The organism is Propioniferax innocua, from assembly GCF_006716235.1.
Lineage (GTDB): Bacteria > Actinomycetota > Actinomycetes > Propionibacteriales > Propionibacteriaceae > Propioniferax > Propioniferax innocua.
Genome location: NZ_VFOR01000001.1, coordinates 329,058 through 350,463 on the forward strand (window position 1 = coordinate 329,058; position 21,406 = coordinate 350,463).

A 21,406-nucleotide genomic window follows, 5' to 3' on the forward strand; every position below is an offset into this window, starting at 1 on the left:
CATGCATGTTGGTCAGTGATCGACAGCATCGAAACGAAGGAGTCTCCATGCCCATCACCGCCGACCCCGCCCTCGACGAATCCGTGCAGACAGCCCTCACCGCCTGCGGCGTCACCCCTTCCATGCTGGGCGGCGATCACGAAGTAACCACTCCCCTCACCGGGCAAACGGTCGCGTCGGTCAACATGGCGTCCGTCGACGACGTGAGCGCAGCGATTGAGAGAGCCGACGTAGCCTTCCGCACATGGCGGGACGTACCCGCCCCCGAACGCGGGCAGGTGGTCAAGCGTTGGGGCGAGCTACTGACCGAGCACAAAGTCGATCTTGCTGTTCTGGTTCAGGCGGAGGCAGGAAAGGTCACCTCCGAGGCCCTTGGTGAAGTGCAGGAGATGATCGACATCTGCGACTTCGCGCTCGGCCAATCGCGCATGCTGTATGGCCGCACGATGCCGTCTGAACGGCCTGGGCATCGGCTGATGGAAACGTGGCACCCCATCGGCGTGGTGGGTGTGATCTCCGCCTTCAACTTTCCGGTCGCGGTCTACTCGTGGAACACTGCGCTGGCCCTGGTGGCCGGCAACACCGTCGTGTGGAAGCCTTCCCCCGCCACTGCGCTGTGCTCTTTGGCCACCGATGCCCTATTGGCACGGGCCATCGCCGAATGTGGCGCCCCCAGCGACATCCACCAACTTGTCATCACCAACCCCGAATCAGCAGCACCGATCTTGGATGATCCCCGCGTCGCGTTGGTCTCAGCCACCGGATCCACACGCATGGGCAAGGAGGTCTCCCCACGCGTCGCTGCCCGTTTCGGTCGTTACCTCCTCGAGCTCGGTGGCAACAACGCCGCAATCGTCACGCCCAGTGCAGATCTGGATCTGGCCCTGCGCGGAATCGCATTCGCGGCGGTGGGTACAGCAGGTCAGCGCTGCACCACCATGCGTCGTCTGATCGTCCACGAGTCCATCGCGGACGATCTGGTCGAACGTCTGATCTCCGCCTACGGAACCTTGACCATAGGCGACCCCCGCGACGAGAAGACACTGGTTGGGCCATTGATCAACGAAGCAAGTTTCACTGCCATGCAGGATTCGTTGGACCAAGCACGGGCCGAAGGCGGCAAAGTGATCACCGGTGGTAGAAGAGTACTCGCCGATGAGAATCCGGGAGCCTACTTCGTGGAGCCCGCCATCGTGCGCATGCCCAGGCAGAGCCAGGTGGTGCACACCGAAACGTTCGCACCGATCCTCTACGTGATGACCTACTCCTCGCTCGACGAAGCATTGGAGATGCACAACGCCGTGCCTCAAGGGCTATCGGCATCGATCTTCACTCAGGACATCACCGAGGCGGAGATTTTCTTGTCGGCACGGGGTTCCGATTGTGGGATCTCAAACGTCAACATCGGCACCTCTGGCGCGGAGATCGGCGGTGCCTTCGGAGGCGAGAAAGAGACCGGCGGTGGACGCGAATCGGGCTCGGACGCTTGGAAGGCCTACATGCGGCGTGCCACCAACACCATCAACTACTCCGGCGAGCTTCCGCTGGCACAGGGAGTGGAGTTTCTCTGATGTTCGATCTGATGGATGAATGGGGGCCCGAGAAGATCGTGGCGGTCAGCGACGTCCGCACCGGCATGCGCGGCGTACTCGTCATCGACAACACCGCACGCGGCATGGGCAAGGGCGGCACCCGCATGCAGCCGAGCGTCAGCGTCACCGAGGTCGCCCGACTGGCTCGGGTCATGACGTGGAAATGGGCCGCGACCGACCTGTTCTATGGGGGCGCCAAGGCTGGCATCGCTGCAGACCCCAATTCTCCTCACAAGGAGGAGATTCTTCGGTCCTTCGTGCGCGCGCTGCGCAACGAAGTTCCCGAGGAGTATGTGTTCGGGTTGGACATGGGCCTCACCGAGAACGACGCTGCAGTCATCAACGACGAACTCGGTCGCGGCAGCGCCGTGGGGACACCCTACGAACTCGGCGGTATGCCCTACGACCAGCTGGGCGTGACCGGCTACGGAGTGGCCGAGTCGATCGACGCGACGGTGTCGCGTCTGGGAATCAAGCAGGCTGGTGTCGCGATTCAGGGTTTCGGGGCTGTGGGACACGCTGTGGCTCGCCGACTGCAGGACCTTGGCCATCACGTCGTGGCGATCTCCACTGCAGAGGGGGCCCTAGCCGATCCGAACGGCCTGGACGTCGATGCGCTTCTTGCGGCACGCAACCTGCATGGGGATGCCTTGGTCCATGAGTTCGCAGACCGATCGATCCCTGTCGGCGATGAGTTGTTCGTCGACGCCGATGTGCTTGTTCCGGCAGCGATGCAGGATGTCCTCAGCGTCGATGACATCGAGCGTGTCCAGGCAAAAGCCTTGGTGGAGGGGGCAAACCTGCCCACAAGCCCCGAGGCACAGGCGGCCTTACTGGAGCGAGGCATCACGGTGGTTCCCGACTTCATTGCCAATGCCGGTGGCGTGGTCGCTGCAGCCTTCGCGATGGATGCCCGAACCTCCGCGTTCCGACCCGACACCGACAAGGTGATGGCCACGGTCGCCGAACGGATTCGAGAAAATACCGAGACGGTTTTACAAGCCAGCACGGATCGAGGCATAACGTCCCACGAAGCAGCCCGCACGCTGGCACAGGAAAGGGTACGCAAGGCGATGGACCTGCGAGGTCGTTCTCTCACCTGAGCAACGGTCATCTGCAATGACGACGGTCGGGACGCGAATCTTCGCGTCCCGACCGTTCATCATGTATGTGTCCTGAGGTCAGTTGTTCCTATCTTGATCCTGTTTGGCCTCATCGCGCTTCGGCTTCGCATCGACGCCGGCTTCCTTGCGCTGCTGCGCGGTGATGGGCGCGGGGGCGTCGGTGAGGGGGTCGTAGCCACCACCGGACTTCGGGAAGGCGATGACGTCGCGGATCGACTCGGCCTTCGACAGCAGGGCCACGATCCGGTCCCATCCGAACGCGATGCCACCGTGCGGCGGTGCGCCGTAGGCGAAGGCGTCGAGGAGGAAGCCGAACTTCTCCTGCGCGGTCTCGGCGTCCAGACCCATGACCTTGAACACGCGTTCCTGCACATCGCGGCGATGGATACGGATGGAACCGCCACCGATCTCGTTGCCGTTGCAGACCATGTCGTAGGCGTAGGCCAAGGCGTTGCCCGGGTCGGTGTCGAAGGAGTCGATCCACTCGGGCTTCGGAGAGGTGAAGGCGTGGTGGACGGCGGTCCATGCGCCTGCACCCACCGCGACGTCACCGGCCGCGACGGCGTCGGATGCCGGCTCGAACAGCGGGGCGTCGACCACCCAGCAGAACGCCCACGCGTCGTCGTCGATCATGCCGGTGCGCTGCGCGATCTCCAGGCGTGCCGCACCCAGGAGTTCCTGGGACGCCTTGCGCTTGCCCGCGGCGAAGAAGATGCAGTCACCGGGCTTGGCGCCGGTCCATTCGGGAAGCCCGGCCCGCTCGGCCTCGGAGATGTTCTTGGCCACGGGGCCACCGAGCTCGCCTTCGGCGTTGATCGTCACGTAGGCCAGTCCCTTGGCGCCGCGCTGCTTGGCCCATTCCTGCCAGGCGTCGAACTGGCGACGCGGCTGATCGGCCCCGCCGGGCATCACGACGGCACCGACGTATTCGTTCTGGAAGACGCGGAAGGGCGTCTCGGCGAAGTGTTCGGTGACCTCCACGATCGGGTTGTCGAAGCGCAGGTCGGGCTTGTCGGAGCCGTACTTGGCCATGGCGTCGGCGTAGGTGATGCGCGGGAACGGCGTCGGGAGGTCGACGCCGATCAGTGACCAGATCTCCTTGGCCAGCGACTCACCGAGTTCGATGACGTCTTCCTGATCGACGAAGCTCATCTCGATGTCGAGCTGGGTGAACTCCGGCTGCCGGTCGGCGCGGAAGTCCTCGTCCCGGTAGCAGCGCGCGATCTGGTAATAGCGCTCCATGCCACCGACCATCAGCAGCTGCTTGAACAACTGCGGCGACTGCGGCAGGGCGTACCACGAGCCGGGCGCCAGACGCGCCGGCACCAGGAAGTCGCGGGCGCCCTCGGGCGTCGAGCGGGTCAGCGTCGGTGTCTCGATCTCCACGAAGTCGCGCTCCCCCAGCACCTTGCGGGCAGCGGCGTTGACCTTCGAACGCAGACGGATCCGGTCGCCACTCACCTGGCGACGCAGATCGAGGTAGCGGTACTTCAGCCGGGCTTCCTCACCGACGTCGGTGCGGTCATCCAACTGGAACGGCAGCGGCGCTGCGGCGTTGAGCACCTCGAGTTCGCTGATCGCCACCTCGATGTCGCCGGAGGGAAGGTCGGGGTTGGCGTTCCCCTCGGGGCGCACCTCCACGACGCCGATCACCTTGATGCAGAACTCGTTGCGCAGATCGTGAGCACCCGAGGCCTCGAGGATCTCGTCACGGATCACCACCTGACACACACCGCTCGCGTCACGCAGGTCGATGAAGGCGACGCCGCCGTGATCTCGGCGACGACCCACCCATCCGGCGAGGGTCACGGTCTGGCCAGCGTGCTCGGCGCGCAGCGTGCCGGCGTCATGGGTACGGATCACGGAAATCTGTCTCCTCGGGTCGTGGCGTGCCCAAGAATCCTAGCCCGTGTGACCGTTCGGCACATGCCGCATGCGATCGCGCATGCTCTAGTGTGGCGCCACATGTGGTGCGTGACGTTTCCTGCTGGCCCTTGGCACACCAACTGCTACCTCGTGGCGGCTCGCGAAGGGACGCCCGACGAGCGCGTCCCGTGCGTCATCATCGACCCGGGCGTCGGCGCGGCGGAGCCCGTTCGCAAGCTTCTCGACGCCCACCACCTCGAGGCGGTGGGCGTCCTGGCCACACACGGGCATATCGACCACGTCTACACCGCCGAGGAGTTGAGCCGCGATCTCGACATCCCGGTCTGGATCCACCCCGACGATGAACATCTGCTCTCCGACCCGCTGGCCGGTTTGGGCGCCGACGCCGAGCCGCTCCTGCAGAGTTTCCACGGCTCCACCGAGTTGACGCCTCCGTCGGATGTGCGACACATCGCACCGGGCACCGACATCGAACTCGCCGGGTTCACCTTCACCACCCGCCACGCCCCCGGTCATACCCGCGGCAGCATCCTGTTCTCCCTCGACGCCGCGCAGACCGGGCAGGTCCCGGTCACCTTCACCGGCGATGTCGTCTTCGCCGGATCCATCGGCCGTACCGATCTGCCCGGCGGCGACACCGACACCCTCATGGCGTCACTGCGCGATCAGGTGCTGACCCTTCCACCCGACTCCGCGCTGCTTCCCGGGCACGGGCCCGCAACCACCCTTGCGCAGGAGAAGTCGCAGAACCCGTGGCTCACCGACATCCGCTGATCCGGCGGTAACGCTCCACCGACCAACCCTCTTGAGCATCCACTCAAGTGCGCCATATGGTGGAGCGAACAACCGCGAGAGCAAGGATGTCTCCGAATGACTCAGATCCCCGATTTCACGACCCCCGACTTCTTCGGTCTTGAGGACAAGTGGCTCGAGACCGCGCCCGGTGAGATCACCCACTACCACGACCTCGGCGAAGGCACCCCGATCCTCTTCCTCCACGGTTCGGGTACCGGCGTCACCGCTGCGGCGAACTGGTGGCTGACGCTGCCGGACATGGCCGAGGTGGGACGCTGCATCGCGATCGACTCCATCGGGTACGGCCAGAGTGTCGTGGCCGAGGGCACCGAGTACGGCATCCGCGCCTGGGTGGAGCACGCCATCCGCGTTCTCGACGCCCTGGGCATCGAGAAGACGTGGATCGTCGGCAACTCCCTCGGTGGCTGGGTCGGCCTGCAGCTCGCCATCGACCACCCCGAGCGTCTCCACGGCGTCGTCTCGATGGGCACCGGCGGTGCGCAGCTCACCGGAGCGCTCAAGTCGCACTCCAATCCCGTGCTGACGCCCGAGGGCATCCGCGAGACCTTGGAGAAGTTCGTCGTCGACAAGTCCCTGATCACCGACGAGTTGGTGCGTCTGCGCTTCGAGTCGGCGCAGAACGACACCGCGTCGGACCGTCTCAAGCAGGTCGTCGCAGCGCGTGACCGGGACCGCAACGAGTTCCCGCTCGATTTCGACGCCCTCGCCAAGCTGGAGATGCCGGTGCTGCTGATCCATGGCATGCAGGACGTCGTCATCACACCGTCGCGCACCTGGGATCTGCTCCAGACCATCCCCCATGCCGATGCGCACATCTTCAACCAGTGCGGTCACTGGTCGCAGGTGGAGAAGGCCGAGGAGTTCAACAAGGTCGTCGGTCTGTACCTGAAGGAACGGGGTGCCTGATGCCGCAGGCCCTGGTGTGCATGTCGCACAGCCCCCTGCTGGAGCATGTGGAGCCGCCGGCCGATGTGAAGGCGTCGGTACAAGAGGCGTTCACCGCCGCGAGGGAGTTCGTGCATGATTTCGCGCCCGATCTGGTGGTGAACTTCGGCCCGGACCACTACAACGGCTTCTTCTACGACCTCATGCCGCCGTACTGCATCGGGTTCACCGCCACCGGGACCGGTGACTACGACTCGTGGGCCGGTCCGCTCAACGTTCCCACCGAGGTGGCCGAACGTCTGGCCCAGTTCGTGATCGACCGTGACATCGACGTGGCCATCTCGCGGGCCATGGAGGTCGATCACGGCGCGGTGCAGCCCATGGAACTGCTCTACGGCGATCTCACCGACAGGCCGATCATCCCGGTGTTCGTGAACTCGGTGGCGCGGCCGTTCGTGAAGATGGAGCGCGTGCGGCGCTTCGGCGCGGCCGTGGGCGAGTTCTTCGCGACCGATGCGGAGTTCGCCGACGCCAAGGTGCTCTTCCTGGGCTCTGGTGGCCTCTCGCACGATCCACCGGTCCCCCAGTGGGCGACGGCCACCGACGCCCAGCGCAAGTTCCTCACCGACGGACGCAACCCCACCCCCGAGGCCCGTGCCGCGCGTCAGCAGCGGACGATCGACACCGCCAAGGCGTTCGCCGCGGGCACCGCGTCGGTCCAGGACCTCAACCCCGAGTGGGACCGGGCTTTCTTGGAGATCTGCCGTACCGGGGAACTCGAACGTTTCGACGCGCTCGACGCCGACGAGATGGACGCCGCCGCGGGGCACTCCTCGCACGAGGTCCGCACGTGGGTCAGCGCCTACTCCGCGCTCGCCGCGGCCGGTGCGTACGACGTGACCTACGAGTTCTACCGCCCGATCAAGGAGTACATCGCCGGGTTCGCGGTCACCACCGCCACCCTGCGCTGACGCCTCACGACACGGCCAAGGGCCTGACGCGATACGCCCTCGCGTCAGGCCCTTGACGTCTGCTCACAGCGGTGGATCACTCGGCTCCGGTCAGCCGGTTCCATCCGATGGTGCGGTAGTCCTCGAACATCTGGCTGCAGAGGCGTCCGTAGCCCTCCTCGCGAATACAGTGTTCAGCCTGCGTCGGGTATCCATATTTGCTCCGTTCCCACCCCTGCGCAGCCCAGTGCTCGAAGATCTTCCCCTGCACAGGCCAGGCTCCTGTCTTCGGCGACCAGTAGATATGACCCTTCTCGTGCTGGAAACGCTGGTAGCAGCCACCATCACGCAGGCCACAGATCTCATCGGTCACGGGAAACCCGAACCGGCCTTTCTCCCAGCCAGTGCTGCCGTAGCGGGCGTGGATCATCCCACGGGTGAAGTGCGCTCCGGTCGCAGGAGACCAGTAGATGTGGGTGTCCTCCTTCTCGAACCGCTGGAAGCAGCCACCATCACGCAGGCCACAGATCTCATCGGTCGTGGGGAAGCCGAGCCGCGGGTTGGCCTCGTATCCGAGCTGGCCGTACTTCCCATGGATCTTGCCACGCGTGAAGTGGGCTCCCGTCTCCGGCGACCAGTAGATGTGCCCGCCGTGGTGCTGGAAGCGCTGGAAACAACCACCACTGATGCTGCAGTCCTCGTCGGTGACCGGATAGCCCAGAGCGTGGTTCTCCCAGCCCATGGACGCGTACTTGCGCAGGATCTCGCCCTTGGCGAAATGTGCCCCGGTGGCCGGGGACCAGAACATGGTGCCGCCGGTGAAGCGTTGGCTGGCGCCGCCGTCGCGCAGGCCGGTGGCCTCACCCGTCGTGGGCAGGCCGAGAGTCCGGTCCCCACCCATCTCGACATACCGCTCACCGATCGCACCAACGACCGCGTGAGTTCCGGTTGCGGGCGACCAGTACACGCGTCCGTTCTCGAACACCTGGACGCGTGCGCCCGGCGTGAACGTATCGGATTCACAGCTCTGCGGCGCGCCCAGTTCTGGATGTTCGGCGGCGTACTTGCCGATCTCGCCATATGGCTGGCACTCGGAGAGGTCGAACGGTTCGACGCGGATGTAGTCGATCTGGTCGTTGTGCTCGGCGAAAGGCTGCGAGTCATCCACGGCGGGAGCCCAGCCGCCACTCTCGGGGAACTTCACACCGACCACCGACTGCCATGCGTAGTCGTTCATCACGTGGCTGAACTTCTCCTGGGTGAGCCCGATCGTCTCGGGCGTCACATGCGGTCCCTTGTCACCGTCCAGAGGTTCACCGTCGAGGTAGTAACGGATGGCGTACCCGTCGTACTCGACGCGCCATGTGTGCCACTCGCCCGGGAGATCCTTCTTCGTGCCGACGCTGTAGCGCGGGAATCCCGAGGGGCCGCAGTCCATGTGCGTCGTGGCCACCGATCCGTCGGTTCCCCAGACCTCGAGCACGTCCATCTCGGCGATGTTGGTGTCCGGGTATTCTTCCCGGCAGAACTGCTGATCGTTGTGCGTCCAGGCAGCCAGCGTCAGGCCCTCGTGCGGGGTGTCCATCTTCGCGCGGATCTCCATCACCTTGGGAGTTCCGTGCACGTGTCGGCTGAGCATCCGCGAGCCCGAGTAGATCGTCTGCTTCCCGTCGGGGCAGACCCTTTCAGTGGCGTTCGCGTCGGTCAGCGGCTCATCGGCGTTGTCCACGCAATGGCGACGCGACCGCAGGTTGAGCACTCCGTCACCCTCATCATTGGTGATGACGCTGACGTTCTCGGCGACATTCCGGCTCTTGCCCTTCCCGCCGCTGTCGTAGACGTACCAGCTCTTCGACAGCCCGTTCTCGTTGAACTCGTCGCCGCGATCGAGCGGATAATCCGGGTGAACGGTGAACCGGTGTTCCCACGAGGTCTGCCCGATGAGCAGCAGGCTGTTCCCGTTGGGACGAGCTTCGATCGTCAGCGGATCGCCCCCGTACTCGGACAGGTCGTTCCAACTGTTCGGGGTGAGGCGCCGCTCCTGGCCCTCGTGGATCACGAGGTAGTGCATGCCCCATTGCCCGGGGGCGTGTACGCGTTGCTCCTTGTCGTGGAAGCGGGGAGCCGTAGGCTCGAACACGAAGGGGAACTCGTGTCGCCACGTCTTGGTGCTGCCGTCACTCGCGGTTGCGACGAACTCGATCCACTGGGAGCGTTCCGGCTGGGCGAACTCGACCTCGTGAGTGCCCGGTGTCACATCGGTGCCGTCGGCGGAGTACACGACACCGTCGATGTCCGGGATCGTGAAGGTGGATGCACGGTCGTCGTAGGTCGGCTGGGTGAGAGCTGCACGTTGGTGAACGGTCGGGCTGGGCGGCTCGGCGGGTTCGGCGTGCGCCACAACGCCACCGGACAACGCCACGGAGGCCGCGACGGCCAGTGCGGCCGCGCCACGGACAAGGCGGTTCATGGAAACTCCTATGAAGGATGCAGGGGAAGTGTCACCATGTGAACACCCCTCGCCCCTCATATTCTGAGGACACTCTCACCTTTACCAACCTGTGACGCACAGGTTCGCCGCGATAGGCTCGTCCGGCACGTTCACGTCCGAGGAGAGTTCCATGAGCCGTCCGCGTCCCATCTCCGGTTACCCCGAGTTCCTGCCCGCCGGGTACGCCGTCGAGCAGAAGGTGCTCGATGCGTTGCGGCATGTGTTCGAGCTCCATGGTTTCGCCGGGATCGAGACGCGGGCCGTCGAGCCCCTCGAGGTGCTGCTGCGCAAGGGGGAGATCGACAAGGAGGTCTTCACCGTGCGTCGGCTGCACGCCGAGGCCGATGCCGCCGATGAGATGGCCCTGCACTTCGACCTCACCGTGCCGTTCGCCCGTTACGTCCTCGAGAACGCCGGGCACCTGGCGTTCCCGTTCCGCCGCTATCAGATGCAGAAGGTGTGGCGCGGTGAACGTCCGCAGGAGGGCCGTTACCGCGAGTTCCGTCAGGCCGACATCGACATCGTCGGCGACGGCCAACTCGCCCCGCACCACGACACCGAGATCGCGCTGGTCGCCGTCGAAGGGTTCGAGCGCCTGCACACCGATGTGGGCACGCCACCGGTGCGTCTGCACGTGAACAACCGCAAACTCGCCCAGGGCTTCTACGAGGGTCTCGGCATCGACGACACCGCCGCGGTGCTGCAGCGCGTCGACAAGTACGACAAGATCGGCCCCGAGAAGGTCACCGAACTGCTCACCACCGAACTCGGCCTGTCCGACGCCGTGGCCCGCCAGTGCGTCGCTCTCGCCGACATCCAGACCACCGACGCTTCATTCGTCGATCAGGTACGGGCGCTGGGGGTCACCTCGGAACTGCTCGAGACCGGCTTGGAGGAGCTGGTCGCCCTGGTGGAGACCGCCGGTGCTGCGGCTCCCGACCGCATCGTCGCCGATCTGAAGATCGCGCGTGGCCTCGACTACTACACCGGCACGGTCTACGAGACCGAACTGGTCGGTTTCGAGCACATCGGCTCGGTCGGTTCGGGCGGCCGCTATGATTCGCTCGCCTCCGACGGCAAACGCACCTACCCCGGCGTCGGGTTCTCCTTCGGCGTGAGCCGACTGCTGGTGCCACTGATCACCAAGGGCGAGCTGCAGGCGTCCCGCCCGGTGCCCACGTGCGTGCTGGTGGCAGTCGATTCGGAGGACACCCGCGCCGAAGCCACCGCCATCGCCCAGAAACTGCGATCCCGCGGTGTCCCCTGCGAGGTGGCTCCCAAGGCCGACAAGTTCGGCAAGCAGATCCGGTACGCCGACCGGCGTCAGATCCCCTACGTGTGGTTCGGCACCGACCAGGTCAAGGACATCCGCTCGGGCGAACAGGTGCAGGCCGACGCCGCGTCATGGATGCCCGCCGCCAAGGACCTCACGCGCTGAGGGGCTCGAACGACCCAGGGATGGGCTGACTCGCGCGGAGAATCTGTCCAAATACCTTCTGGCCTTTGCGCTCTTAACTTTCGATCCCTTTTTGCAAGAACTTCTTGCAGCGAGTCTGACGATGTGAGACCTTGAGGCCACTCGATCACACGATAATGGAACTCGGGAGGATCTGCTGTGACCAGAGCGTTCACAAAGGAACCGTCGACGGTGTCGGCCCAAAATGGCAGCGTTGCTGGGCATCGCACCTTCTCGTTCGATGGAGTGCCGAACGTTTCCTCCAGTCCCGTCTGGACTGACGGGGCTCTTCACTCGGAACGCCGCAAATGCAGATGATGACGCACAATCGCAATCACACCAGATACGGCTGTCTCCTCATCGCAACGGCCGCGCTTGGTTCGGTGGTTCTGGCTGGTTGCTCTTCCCCGGCTCCTGATCCCGACCCCACCCCCATTTCTGGCGCGAGCCAAGCGGAGCAGTCGGACGCTGAAATTCTGAAGCAGCAGCTCGATGCGGCATGGGAGCGCGCCAAACAGCGAGCCCCGAATCTCACGGATGAGGATCGACCTGAGGTGCAACAGGTGCGGTCCATCACGCTCGATGAGCACCCGCAGGTGATCGTGGATTGTCTCCATAAAGCAGGTTTCCCTGAGGTAACCGCGGAGGAGGGTGCAGTTACCTACTCGGTTGCTGACGAGGCGCAGGGCGCGGCACTGGCGTTGGCCCACTACACGTGCGTCGCGGAATATCCGCTGGACCCGAAGTTCGAGCGTCCGCTGACCGATGAACAGTTACGCAAACTGTATGACCATTACACCGGTCCCCTGCGTGAATGTGTCGAGACCGAAGGCCACGAGGTATCCGAACCTCCCACGTTCGAGAAATTTGTGGAAGATCACCGCAGCGAGACGGGCACGTGGGATCCGATCTCGGAGGCTTCGGCAAACCTGAACGGGTCACAAGTACAGGCGCTCATGGACAAGTGTCCGGACACACCACCGGACTTGTACGACTGACCTCCACAACGGACTGATCTGATGCAAAGAACCCTCGGCTGGCTGGTGACGCTGGCGCTGGTGGCGATCGCCGCTTTTGCTGGCGGCTGGGCGGTGCGCACCTTGAACACACCGGTGGCAGCACCGCCTCCTGAGCCACCCACCACCGTCACCGTCACCGAGGGTGAGGTCGCCGATACCCTCACGCTCGGGGCCACGGTCACATGGCGTACCGAACCGTTGGGTTTCAACCATGCCGAAGGCACCCTGACAGCCCTGCCGCGCTCCGGCCAGACGGTCAACGCCGGACAGGTGCTCTACGAGGTCGATGCCCGGCCGGTGATTCTCGCCCGTGGCGAGGTCCCCATGTACCGCGATTTGGCTCGGGGCGACAAGGGCGACGATGTTCAACAGCTCCAAGAATTCCTGTCCGATCTCGGATATTTGTGGGCAGCCCCCATCGGTAAGTTCGGACCCGCCACAGAGACTGCGGTCAAGCAGTGGCAGCGCGACCTTGGCCTTCACGACGATGCCCGGGTACGCCGCGGCGATGTGATGTTCCTCCCCCGCGTCCCGGCCACTGTCACCCCCACATCGGAAGCAGCCGTCGGCCGGGGTGTGTCCGGTGGCGATGTGGTGCTGTCGCGCCTGGCCGATGACCCTTCGGTGTCGCTGTCGCTGACCGAGGGCCAGCGTGCTCTGGTCACCGAGGACATGACCGTGCACGCCCGCTCGCCCAAGGGCACCGAGCTACGTGGGCACATCGGCGGATTCCGCAACAGTGAGCAAGGTTTCACCGCTGACCTGCGAACAAAGGGTGACCGCCCGTTGTGCGCCGACGTGTGCAAGGAGTTCGAGCAGGGTGACACGCTCATGGTCACCGTCGAACAGGTCACCGCGACCAAGGGTTTGTTGGTGCCGGTCACCGCGATCGAAACCGATGCCGCCGGGGCCACGTGGGTCCGTCCCGCCGGTAGCACCGGAGGCGACCGTGACCGGGTCGAAGTGCAGGTCCTCGCCGTGGCCGACGGCCAGGCCGCTGTGGAAGGCGATATCGCCAGCGGTGACGAACTCATCGTCGGTGGCGCCTGATGGGCGCGGTTCTGACCACCGACGAGCTCACCTTCACCTATCCCCGCGCTCGGGAGCCGGTGATCTCTGACTGGACCGGGTCATTCGATGCCGGCACCATGACCGCGCTGGTCGGTGCCAGCGGATCGGGCAAGTCCACGCTGCTGTTCCTGCTGGGGTTGATGATGAAGCCCACCTCGGGAACCGTCACCGTCCAGGGCATCGATGCCACTGCCAGCCATGATGCCCATCGCTCTCACCTGCGGGCCCACCGCTATGGCTTCATCTTCCAGGACGCCTGTCTTGATCCACGTCGCAGCGTCATCGCCAATATCCTGCAGCCTGCGACACTGCGCGGTACTTCGCACAAGACCCTGCGCTCTTGCGCCGAGGAGATGATGCAGGAGATGGGCGTCACCGTGCCGCCGCAGCGGCGCCCCGGACAGATCTCCGGTGGGCAGGCTCAGCGCATCGCACTGTGCCGCGCTCTGCTGCACGATCCGCCGATCATCCTGGCCGATGAACCCACCGGAAACCTCGACCCCGCATCTGCCGAAGTCGTCGTCGCCGAGCTGCGTCGCCGCGCCGACAAAGGAGCATGCGTCCTCATCGTCACTCACACTCCCGCCGTCGCCGAGGCCTGCGATGAGACCATCGAACTGGGCTGATCGTGATGAAACATCTGCCGCACCTGTTCGTTGAAGCTCTCCGAGAGATTCGCGCCCACGGATCCCAGTCGGTGATCGGGATCTGCATCATTGCAGCCACGGTCGTCGCGGTGGCGGTCACCTACGGGCGGGCGGTCAGCACCGCAGAAGAGGCCATTGCCTCGATCGACACCGCAGCCGCACGCACGATCACCGTCCGGTTCGGGCCCAATGCCGACGTCACCGTCGCTGACATCGAGCCCTTCAGCCGCGTCACCACCGTCCATGACCTGACCGTGCTGGGGCCTGCCCGTGACACCCACAACAGCTTCGTGCCCGGAGACGAAGTGACGCTGCGCGACTGCTACTCCTCCGAACGCTCGAGCCTGTGTCCGACCCCTCGCACAGCCCCGCCCTACCCTGCGCGGGCCACCGAGCCGACCATGCGTGTCCTCGGGTTCAGCGACGATGTCGGCGCGGTCACCGACACCCATCGAACCCTCACCCTCACCGCGACGGCACACGATCACATGACCATGCCGGAATCCGCTCTCACCCAGACCGTCGTGACCCCGGCCATGCCCCATTCTGATGCGCCAGAGCCAGAAGCCCAGGAAGCAGACGACAGTGTGAGCCTCATGCTCGTGACCGCCTCTTCCCCTGGATCCGTCGCCGATCTGGTCGACATGATCACCAAATCGTTCGGGCATCTTGACCCGGGTGATCTGGTGGTTGATCACCACCTCGACCTCATCGAATTGCGCGACCAGCTCGACGACACGCTGCTGGCCGGAACACGAGCCCAAGCCCTGGGAGCGCTGGCCGTGGCCGGGACCATGCTGGCCCTCGCAGAGTTCTCGGCAGCCCGCTCCAGGCGTCGTTTCGCCGGACTCCAACGAGCCCTCGGGGCCAGCCGCATCCAGATCATCACCATCGCAGTGTGTCGGTCGGTGATCGTCGGCTGCCTCGGAGCCCTGACCGGCGTCGCCGCCTCGGTGGGCATCACCGCAATATGGTTCGACGCAACACCACCGTGGCGATTCCTCGCGGCATTGGCCATCACCGCAGAACTGGTGGTCGTCATCGCCTCAGTCGCCCCCGCCTGGTACTCAGCAACCCGAGACCCCATGGCAGAACTCCGCGTCCCCTGAACACATGGTCTTTCCCATCAGCGGAGTCCTGAATTGGCGCTCCCACAGTCACGATATGGATAACGTTCAGGGCCGTGAAGAATGAAGGCCGCATTGCAGGTGTGGTGCAGGGATCAGGTCTGTGGAGGCGTATTTCTGCGAGCCCACATGGGACGACCATCCTCATGCAGGGGCACGAATCCTGAGTTTCCCACAGCGATCACGCGGGCCGACCCTTCGAAGGACGCCGAGGCGATTGTCTCGTCAAGATGGACGAAGAACAGTCCTTCAACATCATCGTCATACCCGTCGGCGAGATCCTGCCAATCCTGCACGGACCCTCGAATCTGGATGGGTGGGTCCAACGGCCCAAGCCCCGGGCTGTAACGGATCTCGACCACCGAGTCAGAAATCAGGTATGCGTCATCTCCATCTTCCACCAGACGCTCCTGAATACGCCGAGGAAGCCCCATTGCGACTGACCCAGAGTTCTTCATACGGGCTTCACATCACAGTTGTTGACCGGGAACATGGTGATCACCTTATTCAAGCGTCACAACGACGCTCTGCTCGACGGGGGCTCCGAGATGGCCTGCGGCTGGGTGACCGACCGGTTCGGAGTCGCCTGGCAGGTCTCTCCACTCGAGCTCCTCACCCTGGTGAACGACCCCGACCCGGACCGCGCGCTGGCGGTCAACCGCGCCATGCAACAGCAGAGGAGCATCGACATGGACCCCATCCGGGACGCGGTGGCCGCCTGCGGGTGACATACGAGATGACTAGGGCGTGTTGCTAAATGGTGTTCCGGGGTGCGCGGGTGATGCTGGAGTCATGTCGAGAGGTGTCATCACCGACGAGGTCTGGGAGCTGATCGGGGACGTGTTCCCTGCGGTGAACACGAGGGGCCGCCCGCCGGTGGACCGGCGCACGGTGGTCGAGGCGACCGCGTGGCGGTTCCGGACGGGGTCAGCATGGAGGGACCTGCCCGAGCGCTTCGGGAACTGGAACACGATCTACAAGAACTTCCGCCGATGGGCGACCGAGGGTGTCTGGGAGGACCTGCTCACCCATGTCCAGCGGCGGGCCTCGCTCGCGGGCGAGGTCGACTGGGTCGTGTCGGTGGATTCATCGATCGCGCGTGTGCATCAACACGGTGCGACCCTGCCCCGGGACACAGGGGGCTCGATCGAACTACAAGAGATCCGGGCCGGAGCCGTGTGACCACGCGATCAGCCGGTCACGAGGTGGTGTGACAACGAAGATCCACCTCGTCTGCGATGGGCGAGCCCGCCCGCTGGCGTTCGTGCTGACCGGTGGACAGATCGCGGACACGAGCATGTTCACCTGCGTGCTCGATGAGATCCCCGTCCCCGGGCGAAGCCGGGCGCGCACGAGGCCGGACCGGGTGCTCGCGGACAAGGGATACCCGTCGAAGAAGAACCGTGCCTGGCTGCGCGAGCGCGGCATCAAGGCCACGATCCCCGAGCGCGCTGACCAGATCGAGAAGCGTCGGAAGAGACCGGGCCGGCCGATCGACTTCGGCAACGAGCAGCAGGAACGCTACACAGGGAGCAACGTCGTCGAACGATGCTTCAACGCAGTGAAGCAGTGGCGAGGGCTCGCTTCCCGATTCGACAAGACCGCCCGCTCCTACGCGGCCGGAATCTACCTCTCCGCCACCCTCCAATGGATTTAGCAACACGGCCTAGCTGGCGGGGTGGGCGCGGTTGTCATCGTGGCGCGCGAGGGCGCGGTGGACGGTGGACTTGCCGACCTCGAGCACATCCGCGATCTGCGAGAGGGTCTTACCGTCGTCTCGCATCCGTGCAGCGGCCTCGGTCCGCTCGGGAGACATGACGCTGGGCCGTCCGCCGACGCGGCCGGCGGCGCGCGCGTGCTCGAGCCCGCGCAGGGTGTTGTCGCGGATGGTGTCGACACGGAGCTGCGCGAAGACGGCGACGATGCCGAACAGCGCGCGCCCCATGGGCGTGGTCGTGTCTATCTCGGGCTCCGTGAGAGACCGAATGTCGACCCCTCGGTCGTTGAGTTCGGAGAGCGTGTCGATGGCCATGCGTTCGGACCCGGCGACGCGATCGAGCCGGCGGACAAGGAGCGTGTCGCCGGGCTCAAGGCGCTCGAGGCACGCGACCCACTGCGGGCGGCTGCTGACGGCCAGAGCGCCTCAGCCCCAGGGTGAACGCATGGTCGGAGGCGCGCCCGCGTGTGTATAGACTGACACCATGCGAACGATTCCTATTACCAGTATGGCTGCGGTGGCATCTGTCGTGATGCTCGCAGCGTGCAGTTCCCCTTCCTCTGCACCCGCCCCTGATGACTCCGGAGCATCGGCTCAGCTGAGCAGCTGCGGGCTAGATCTGACGTTCGATCAAGTCCCCACGCGTGCGGTCACGCTGGAGCAGGGTGCGACGGAGATGATGCTGGCACTTGGGCTCGGTGACTCGATGGTGGGTACCAGCTACTTGACCGATGCCGTCGCACCAGAGTTCGCAGGTGCCTACGAGCAGGTCCCTGTGCTCGCCGACCAGTACCCCACGGCGGAGCAGCTTCGCGGGGCGGATCCGGACTTCGTCTACTCCATGCGAGCATCGGCGTTTGCCCCGGATGCGGTGGGGGAACGCAGCGAACTGCGTGACCTAGAGGTTCCGGCGTATCTGTCGTCGAACGACTGCGAGGATCCGAGTTCGGTCTCTGCCGAGGGTGGCTTCGAGCAGATCTTCGCTGAGGTCACCGATATCGCGACGATCTTCGATGTGGCCGACCGGGGCGAGGATCTGATCGCCGAACAGGAGCAGGTCCTGGATCAGGTGACGTCCTCGGCGCAAGATCTGGACGGGGTGGAGGTGGTCTGGATCTACTCCACGATCAACGGCGCACCCATCGTGGCCGGGAACGCCGGCCTTCCGCAGACCATGACTGAGCTTGCCGGCTCCGAGAACGCCTTTGACGACTTGGACGCGCAGTGGACCGAGACGACCTGGGATCAGATCTCCCAGCGTGACCCTGAAGTGCTGGTGCTGGCCGACCTTTCCCGCGGCATGGACGGCGACAGCGCTCAGGACAAGATCGAGACGCTGCGTGCCGACCCGGTCACTTCGCAGCTGGCTGCGGTGCGGGAGGACCGGATGGTCGCGATCCCCGCCACCGAGATGGATCCGTCCGTGCGAAGCATCGATGCGCTGTCGACGCTGTCGGACGCCCTGGTCGAGTTCGAGGGGGCGCGATGAACGAGATGGTCGAAGGTGTGGAGACGTGGGCGCGCGAGCATCTGGAGAACTGGGATCGGCAGCAGGCCTCGTACATCAACCGTCGTGAGGACCGTTTCGCGGTGATGCTCGACGTGCTTGCCGAAGCAGTTCCCGAGGATGCCCTGGTCGTCGACCTCGCCTGTGGCCCGGGGTCAATCTCAGACCGTGTGCTTCGCCGATTCCCACGGATGAGGTGTATCGCCGTCGATTACGACCCGATGCTGCTCGAGCTCGGTCGGCTCGCCTTGGCCGAGCACGGCGACCGGGTGACCTTCCACGAGGCGGACCTCTGGGACCCGACGTGGATCGAGGCCCTGGATGGTCGTCGGCCACATGCGGTGCTCTCCTCGACCGCGCTGCACTGGTTGCCGGCTGATGTGCTGAGTCGGGTCTACCGCGACGTCGGCGACCTCCTTCTCCCGGGCGGCGTGCTGATGAACGCCGACCATCTGCGCCAGCTCGAGGGGCGCCCGCTGTTCGAAGAGCTCAGCCGCCAGGACGACCAGGCGACTCAGGCCCGCGACCAGGCATCCGGCGCGATGACCTGGGACACCTGGTTCTCTCGAATCGCAGACCACCACCATTTCGCCCCCTTGCGCGCCGAACGAGAGCGCCGCTTCGCGAACCGGCCGCCGAATCCGGACCTCAGCGTCGCGTTCCACGTCGCTGCGATGCGTGCCGCGCAGTTCCGTGAGGCCGGCTCGATCTGGCAGCACCTCGATGACTTCGTCATCCTCGCCCAGCGCTGAGCGGCTACGCCCGATAGGGGCGACGCTCGTCGCCTGGCTGCTGCTCGTCGCAGGCGTTCTCGTGTCGATCGCGGTCGGAGGCGGCGAGATCGGCTGGTCAGAGACTCTGCGCTCGCTAGGGAGTCGAGTGGGCCTGCCGGTGGAACCGTTATCGGCCTTGGCCGATTCGGTGGTCTGGCAACTTCGCGCCCCTCGTGCCCTTCTGGCCGCGGTCGCCGGTGCTGGTCTGGCCACCAGCGGCGCGATCTTGCAGGCGGTCACCCGGAATGCGCTGGCGGAGCCGTACCTCCTGGGCATTTCCTCGGGCGCCTCGACCGGCGCTGTCTTGGTGATGGTCGCCGGGCTCGGCGCGGGAGCAGTCTCCTTGGCGGCGGGCGCACTGGTCGGTGGCTTGGTGGCTTTCGGACTGGTCCTCGTCCTGCTCGGGCGGCACGCCTCGAATACGGGACGGCTGGTGCTGACCGGGGTCGTGGTCGGGCAGCTCTTCACAGCGATGACATCGTTGGTCCTGCTCGGGTGGGGCGATGCGGACGCCGCGCGCGGGTTGACGTACTGGCTGACCGGGTCACTCGCAGCCGCGCGTTGGCCCGCAGTCGCGCTGTGCGTCGGCGTGACCAGCATCGCCCTGGTGGCGGCACGGCTCATCGCCTCCGACCTCGACGCCTTCGCCTTCGGCGCGGTGGCTTCCGCGTCACTCGGTGTGCCGGTGGCCGCGGTGCGGAGCGTCGCGCTGATCGCCACCGCAGCGGTTACGGCGGTCGTGGTGTCCGCCGTCGGAGCGATCGGTTTCGTGGGTCTGATCGTCCCGCACGCAGTCCGCGCCCTGGTCGGCCCTCAGCATCGGCGGCTGCTGCCCGCCAGCGCGTTCGGTGGCGCCGTCTTCCTCCTGCTGGCGGACCTGGTGGGGCGGATAGTTCTCGCGCCGCGGGAGCTGCCTGTCGGCGTGATCACCGCACTGATCGGCGTTCCGGCCTTTCTGATCATCCTGCGCCGGAAGGAGCGGTCATGACGCTGTCGCTGCGCGGCGAGCACCTCATGTACTCGGTGCGAGGGCGGCCTCTGCCGATCCTGGACGACATCGAGTTCACGGCCGTTCCAGGTCAGGTCACCGCACTGCTGGGCCCGAACGGCTCCGGTAAGTCGACGCTGCTCCATATCCTGGCGGGCGTGGCCTCCCCCACGTCCGGACAGGTCAGGCTCGGAGATCGACCGCTGCAGGACGTCCCTCGCAGAGAACGAGCTCGCCACCTGGCCATGATGGAGCAAGCCAGCGACACCGATACCGACCTCGCGGTCGCAGATGTCGTCGCCCTCGGAAGGCTGCCCCACCGAGCACGGCTGGATCTCGAGAGCCCGCGCGACGTCGCCGCCTGCACCCGGGGTCTGAGCTCGGTAGGGATGACAGGAACCGAGCATCGGCGCTGGCAGACCCTGTCCGGCGGGGAACGGCAACGAGTCCATGCAGCTCGCGCGCTGGCGCAAGAACCCTCCGTATTACTCCTGGACGAGCCGACGAATCACCTGGACATCAGGCACCAGCACCAGCTGCTCTCACTGTTGAACCAACTGGCCGGGGATGGGCTGACGGTGGTCGTCGTCCTGCACGATCTGTCCTTGGCAGCCCAGTACTGCGACCGAGCGATGGTCCTGGACAGCGGCCGCGTGCACGCTGCCGGTGAGATCGCCGACGTCTTGACTCCCACCGCTCTGCGCCAGGTCTTCGGTGTCGACGCGCAGATCACGCGTGCGGACGGACGCCTTGCGGTCCAGATCCTCGGGGTCACGGCGCCGCAACCCACCGCCCTACCGGCGCTGCGTGATAGTTCGCCCGCGAGCCATGCCGCCCACCGCTGAGCCGACGCCGGTCGCCAGCCACCGCTTTCGGAGAGGAACGAGATGAACGAGGACAGCTACGTCGCGAACGCCGAGTGGTACGCCGCCCTGGTCGCCGGGCAGAGCGGTCTGGCCCGCGACGCGGTACGGACTTTGCTGGGCACGGTGCGCGGAGGAGATGTGGTGGATCTGGGCTCGGGGATCGGGTCCGGACTCGGAGTGCTTCGAGATCTCGGCGCGGATCGGGTCTTCGCCGTCGAGCCGTCCCGAGCGATGCGAGCAGGTCTGATGACCACTATCACCGCCGATCCAGACCTCATGGACCGCACCACAGTGATCCCCCGCAGCATGCCAGACGCCTTCGCCGAGCTGCCGCGCAGGTGGTCCGGAGCCACGATGCTGAACGTCATCGGCCATCTGGATGACGAGGCCCGACGAGCTCTCTGGCTGACGCTGAGGGAGCGTCTCCTGCCCGGCGCGACGTTGGTTCTCTCCCTCCAACCTCCTAGGGCGTGTTGCTAAATGGTGTTCC

20 protein-coding genes and 1 pseudogene are annotated in these 21,406 nt (G+C 65.4%); 17 read left to right on the plus strand and 4 right to left on the minus strand.

Features of this window, described 5'->3' with window-relative positions:
* The first annotated feature begins 47 nt into the window (after positions 1 to 47).
* Positions 48 to 1,571 (plus strand): L-piperidine-6-carboxylate dehydrogenase, encoded by a 1,524-nt coding sequence (amaB, locus tag FB460_RS01480; protein ID WP_142092354.1) that lies wholly within the window; start codon positions 48 to 50, stop codon positions 1,569 to 1,571.
* A complete protein-coding gene (locus FB460_RS01485) occupies positions 1,571 to 2,695 on the plus strand; it encodes a Glu/Leu/Phe/Val family dehydrogenase (RefSeq protein ID WP_142092355.1) in 1,125 nt (374 codons plus the stop codon). The genes amaB and FB460_RS01485 overlap by 1 nt, the downstream gene beginning before the upstream one ends.
* Before the next feature lie 78 nt (positions 2,696 to 2,773).
* Here the strand turns inward: FB460_RS01485 and aspS are convergent, their stop codons facing one another.
* Complete coding sequence (aspS, locus tag FB460_RS01490) at positions 2,774 to 4,579, minus strand: aspartate--tRNA ligase (RefSeq protein WP_142092356.1); 1,806 nt, start codon at positions 4,577 to 4,579, stop codon at positions 2,774 to 2,776.
* A 102-nt stretch (positions 4,580 to 4,681) separates the two neighbouring features.
* Between aspS and FB460_RS01495 the strand changes: the two genes are divergently transcribed.
* The 3 genes from FB460_RS01495 to FB460_RS01505 all read left to right on the plus strand — a co-directional run bounded on the left by FB460_RS01495 (position 4,682) and on the right by FB460_RS01505 (position 7,275).
* Positions 4,682 to 5,377: an MBL fold metallo-hydrolase gene (locus tag FB460_RS01495; RefSeq protein ID WP_142092357.1), complete on the plus strand. Its 696-nt coding sequence runs from the start codon at positions 4,682 to 4,684 to the stop codon at positions 5,375 to 5,377.
* A 96-nt stretch (positions 5,378 to 5,473) separates the two neighbouring features.
* Positions 5,474 to 6,325: an alpha/beta fold hydrolase gene (locus FB460_RS01500; protein WP_142092358.1), complete on the plus strand. Its 852-nt coding sequence runs from the start codon at positions 5,474 to 5,476 to the stop codon at positions 6,323 to 6,325.
* Positions 6,325 to 7,275, plus strand: a complete 951-nt coding sequence (locus FB460_RS01505; RefSeq protein WP_142092359.1) for a 3-carboxyethylcatechol 2,3-dioxygenase — start codon at positions 6,325 to 6,327, stop codon at positions 7,273 to 7,275. The genes FB460_RS01500 and FB460_RS01505 overlap by 1 nt, the downstream gene beginning before the upstream one ends.
* A 76-nt stretch (positions 7,276 to 7,351) precedes the next feature.
* Here the strand turns inward: FB460_RS01505 and FB460_RS01510 are convergent, their stop codons facing one another.
* The gene (locus FB460_RS01510; RefSeq protein WP_170209901.1) at positions 7,352 to 9,724 is read right to left on the minus strand and encodes a family 16 glycosylhydrolase; all 2,373 of its coding nucleotides are present in this window, start codon (positions 9,722 to 9,724) and stop codon (positions 7,352 to 7,354) included.
* Positions 9,725 to 9,875: 151 nt separating this feature from the next.
* On the opposite strand from FB460_RS01510, the gene hisS reads away from it, so the two are divergent.
* From hisS to FB460_RS01535, 5 genes are all read left to right on the plus strand, one after another.
* Positions 9,876 to 11,183 (plus strand): histidine--tRNA ligase, encoded by a 1,308-nt coding sequence (gene hisS / locus FB460_RS01515; protein ID WP_142092361.1) that lies wholly within the window; start codon positions 9,876 to 9,878, stop codon positions 11,181 to 11,183.
* A 326-nt stretch (positions 11,184 to 11,509) separates the two neighbouring features.
* Positions 11,510 to 12,199, plus strand: a complete 690-nt coding sequence (locus FB460_RS01520) for a hypothetical protein (protein WP_142092362.1) — start codon at positions 11,510 to 11,512, stop codon at positions 12,197 to 12,199.
* Between the two features lie 21 nt (positions 12,200 to 12,220).
* Entirely contained in the window at positions 12,221 to 13,270 is a 1,050-nt protein-coding gene (locus tag FB460_RS01525; RefSeq protein WP_142092363.1) for a peptidoglycan-binding domain-containing protein, read from the plus strand.
* Positions 13,270 to 13,917: an ABC transporter ATP-binding protein gene (locus FB460_RS01530; protein ID WP_142092364.1), complete on the plus strand. Its 648-nt coding sequence runs from the start codon at positions 13,270 to 13,272 to the stop codon at positions 13,915 to 13,917. Before FB460_RS01525 ends, FB460_RS01530 begins: the two co-directional genes overlap by 1 nt.
* A gap of 5 nt (positions 13,918 to 13,922) precedes the next feature.
* Complete coding sequence (locus FB460_RS01535) at positions 13,923 to 15,047, plus strand: FtsX-like permease family protein (RefSeq protein ID WP_342775211.1); 1,125 nt, start codon at positions 13,923 to 13,925, stop codon at positions 15,045 to 15,047.
* A 113-nt stretch (positions 15,048 to 15,160) separates the two neighbouring features.
* On the opposite strand, the gene FB460_RS01540 is transcribed toward FB460_RS01535, so the two are convergent.
* Positions 15,161 to 15,466 carry a hypothetical protein gene (locus tag FB460_RS01540; protein WP_142092366.1) on the minus strand — a complete coding sequence of 102 codons (306 nt, stop codon included), beginning with the start codon at positions 15,464 to 15,466 and terminating at the stop codon, positions 15,161 to 15,163.
* Between the two features lie 90 nt (positions 15,467 to 15,556).
* On the opposite strand from FB460_RS01540, the gene FB460_RS01545 reads away from it, so the two are divergent.
* Positions 15,557 to 15,793 (plus strand): VOC family protein, encoded by a 237-nt coding sequence (locus FB460_RS01545; protein ID WP_142092367.1) that lies wholly within the window; start codon positions 15,557 to 15,559, stop codon positions 15,791 to 15,793.
* A 64-nt stretch (positions 15,794 to 15,857) separates the two neighbouring features.
* Positions 15,858 to 16,722, plus strand: a pseudogene (locus tag FB460_RS01550) (IS5 family transposase).
* A gap of 9 nt (positions 16,723 to 16,731) precedes the next feature.
* On the opposite strand, the gene FB460_RS01555 reads toward FB460_RS01550, so the two are convergent.
* Positions 16,732 to 17,202, minus strand: a complete 471-nt coding sequence (locus FB460_RS01555) for a recombinase family protein (RefSeq protein ID WP_142092368.1) — start codon at positions 17,200 to 17,202, stop codon at positions 16,732 to 16,734.
* Between the two features lie 112 nt (positions 17,203 to 17,314).
* Here FB460_RS01555 and FB460_RS01560 point away from each other — a divergent pair, with 112 nt between their 5' ends.
* From FB460_RS01560 to FB460_RS01580, 5 genes are read left to right on the plus strand one after another with little or no spacing between them, the layout of a single operon-like run.
* Entirely contained in the window at positions 17,315 to 18,271 is a 957-nt protein-coding gene (locus tag FB460_RS01560) for an ABC transporter substrate-binding protein (RefSeq protein WP_281281828.1), read from the plus strand.
* Complete coding sequence (locus FB460_RS01565) at positions 18,268 to 19,041, plus strand: class I SAM-dependent methyltransferase (protein WP_142092370.1); 774 nt, start codon at positions 18,268 to 18,270, stop codon at positions 19,039 to 19,041. The genes FB460_RS01560 and FB460_RS01565 overlap by 4 nt, the downstream gene beginning before the upstream one ends.
* Positions 19,013 to 20,050 carry a FecCD family ABC transporter permease gene (locus FB460_RS01570; protein ID WP_142092371.1) on the plus strand — a complete coding sequence of 346 codons (1,038 nt, stop codon included), beginning with the start codon at positions 19,013 to 19,015 and terminating at the stop codon, positions 20,048 to 20,050. The genes FB460_RS01565 and FB460_RS01570 overlap by 29 nt, the downstream gene beginning before the upstream one ends.
* A complete protein-coding gene (locus FB460_RS01575) occupies positions 20,047 to 20,895 on the plus strand; it encodes an ABC transporter ATP-binding protein (protein WP_211345787.1) in 849 nt (282 codons plus the stop codon). The genes FB460_RS01570 and FB460_RS01575 overlap by 4 nt, the downstream gene beginning before the upstream one ends.
* Before the next feature lie 42 nt (positions 20,896 to 20,937).
* Entirely contained in the window at positions 20,938 to 21,396 is a 459-nt protein-coding gene (locus FB460_RS01580) for a methyltransferase domain-containing protein (RefSeq protein ID WP_142092372.1), read from the plus strand.
* The last annotated feature ends 10 nt before the right edge of the window (positions 21,397 to 21,406 follow it).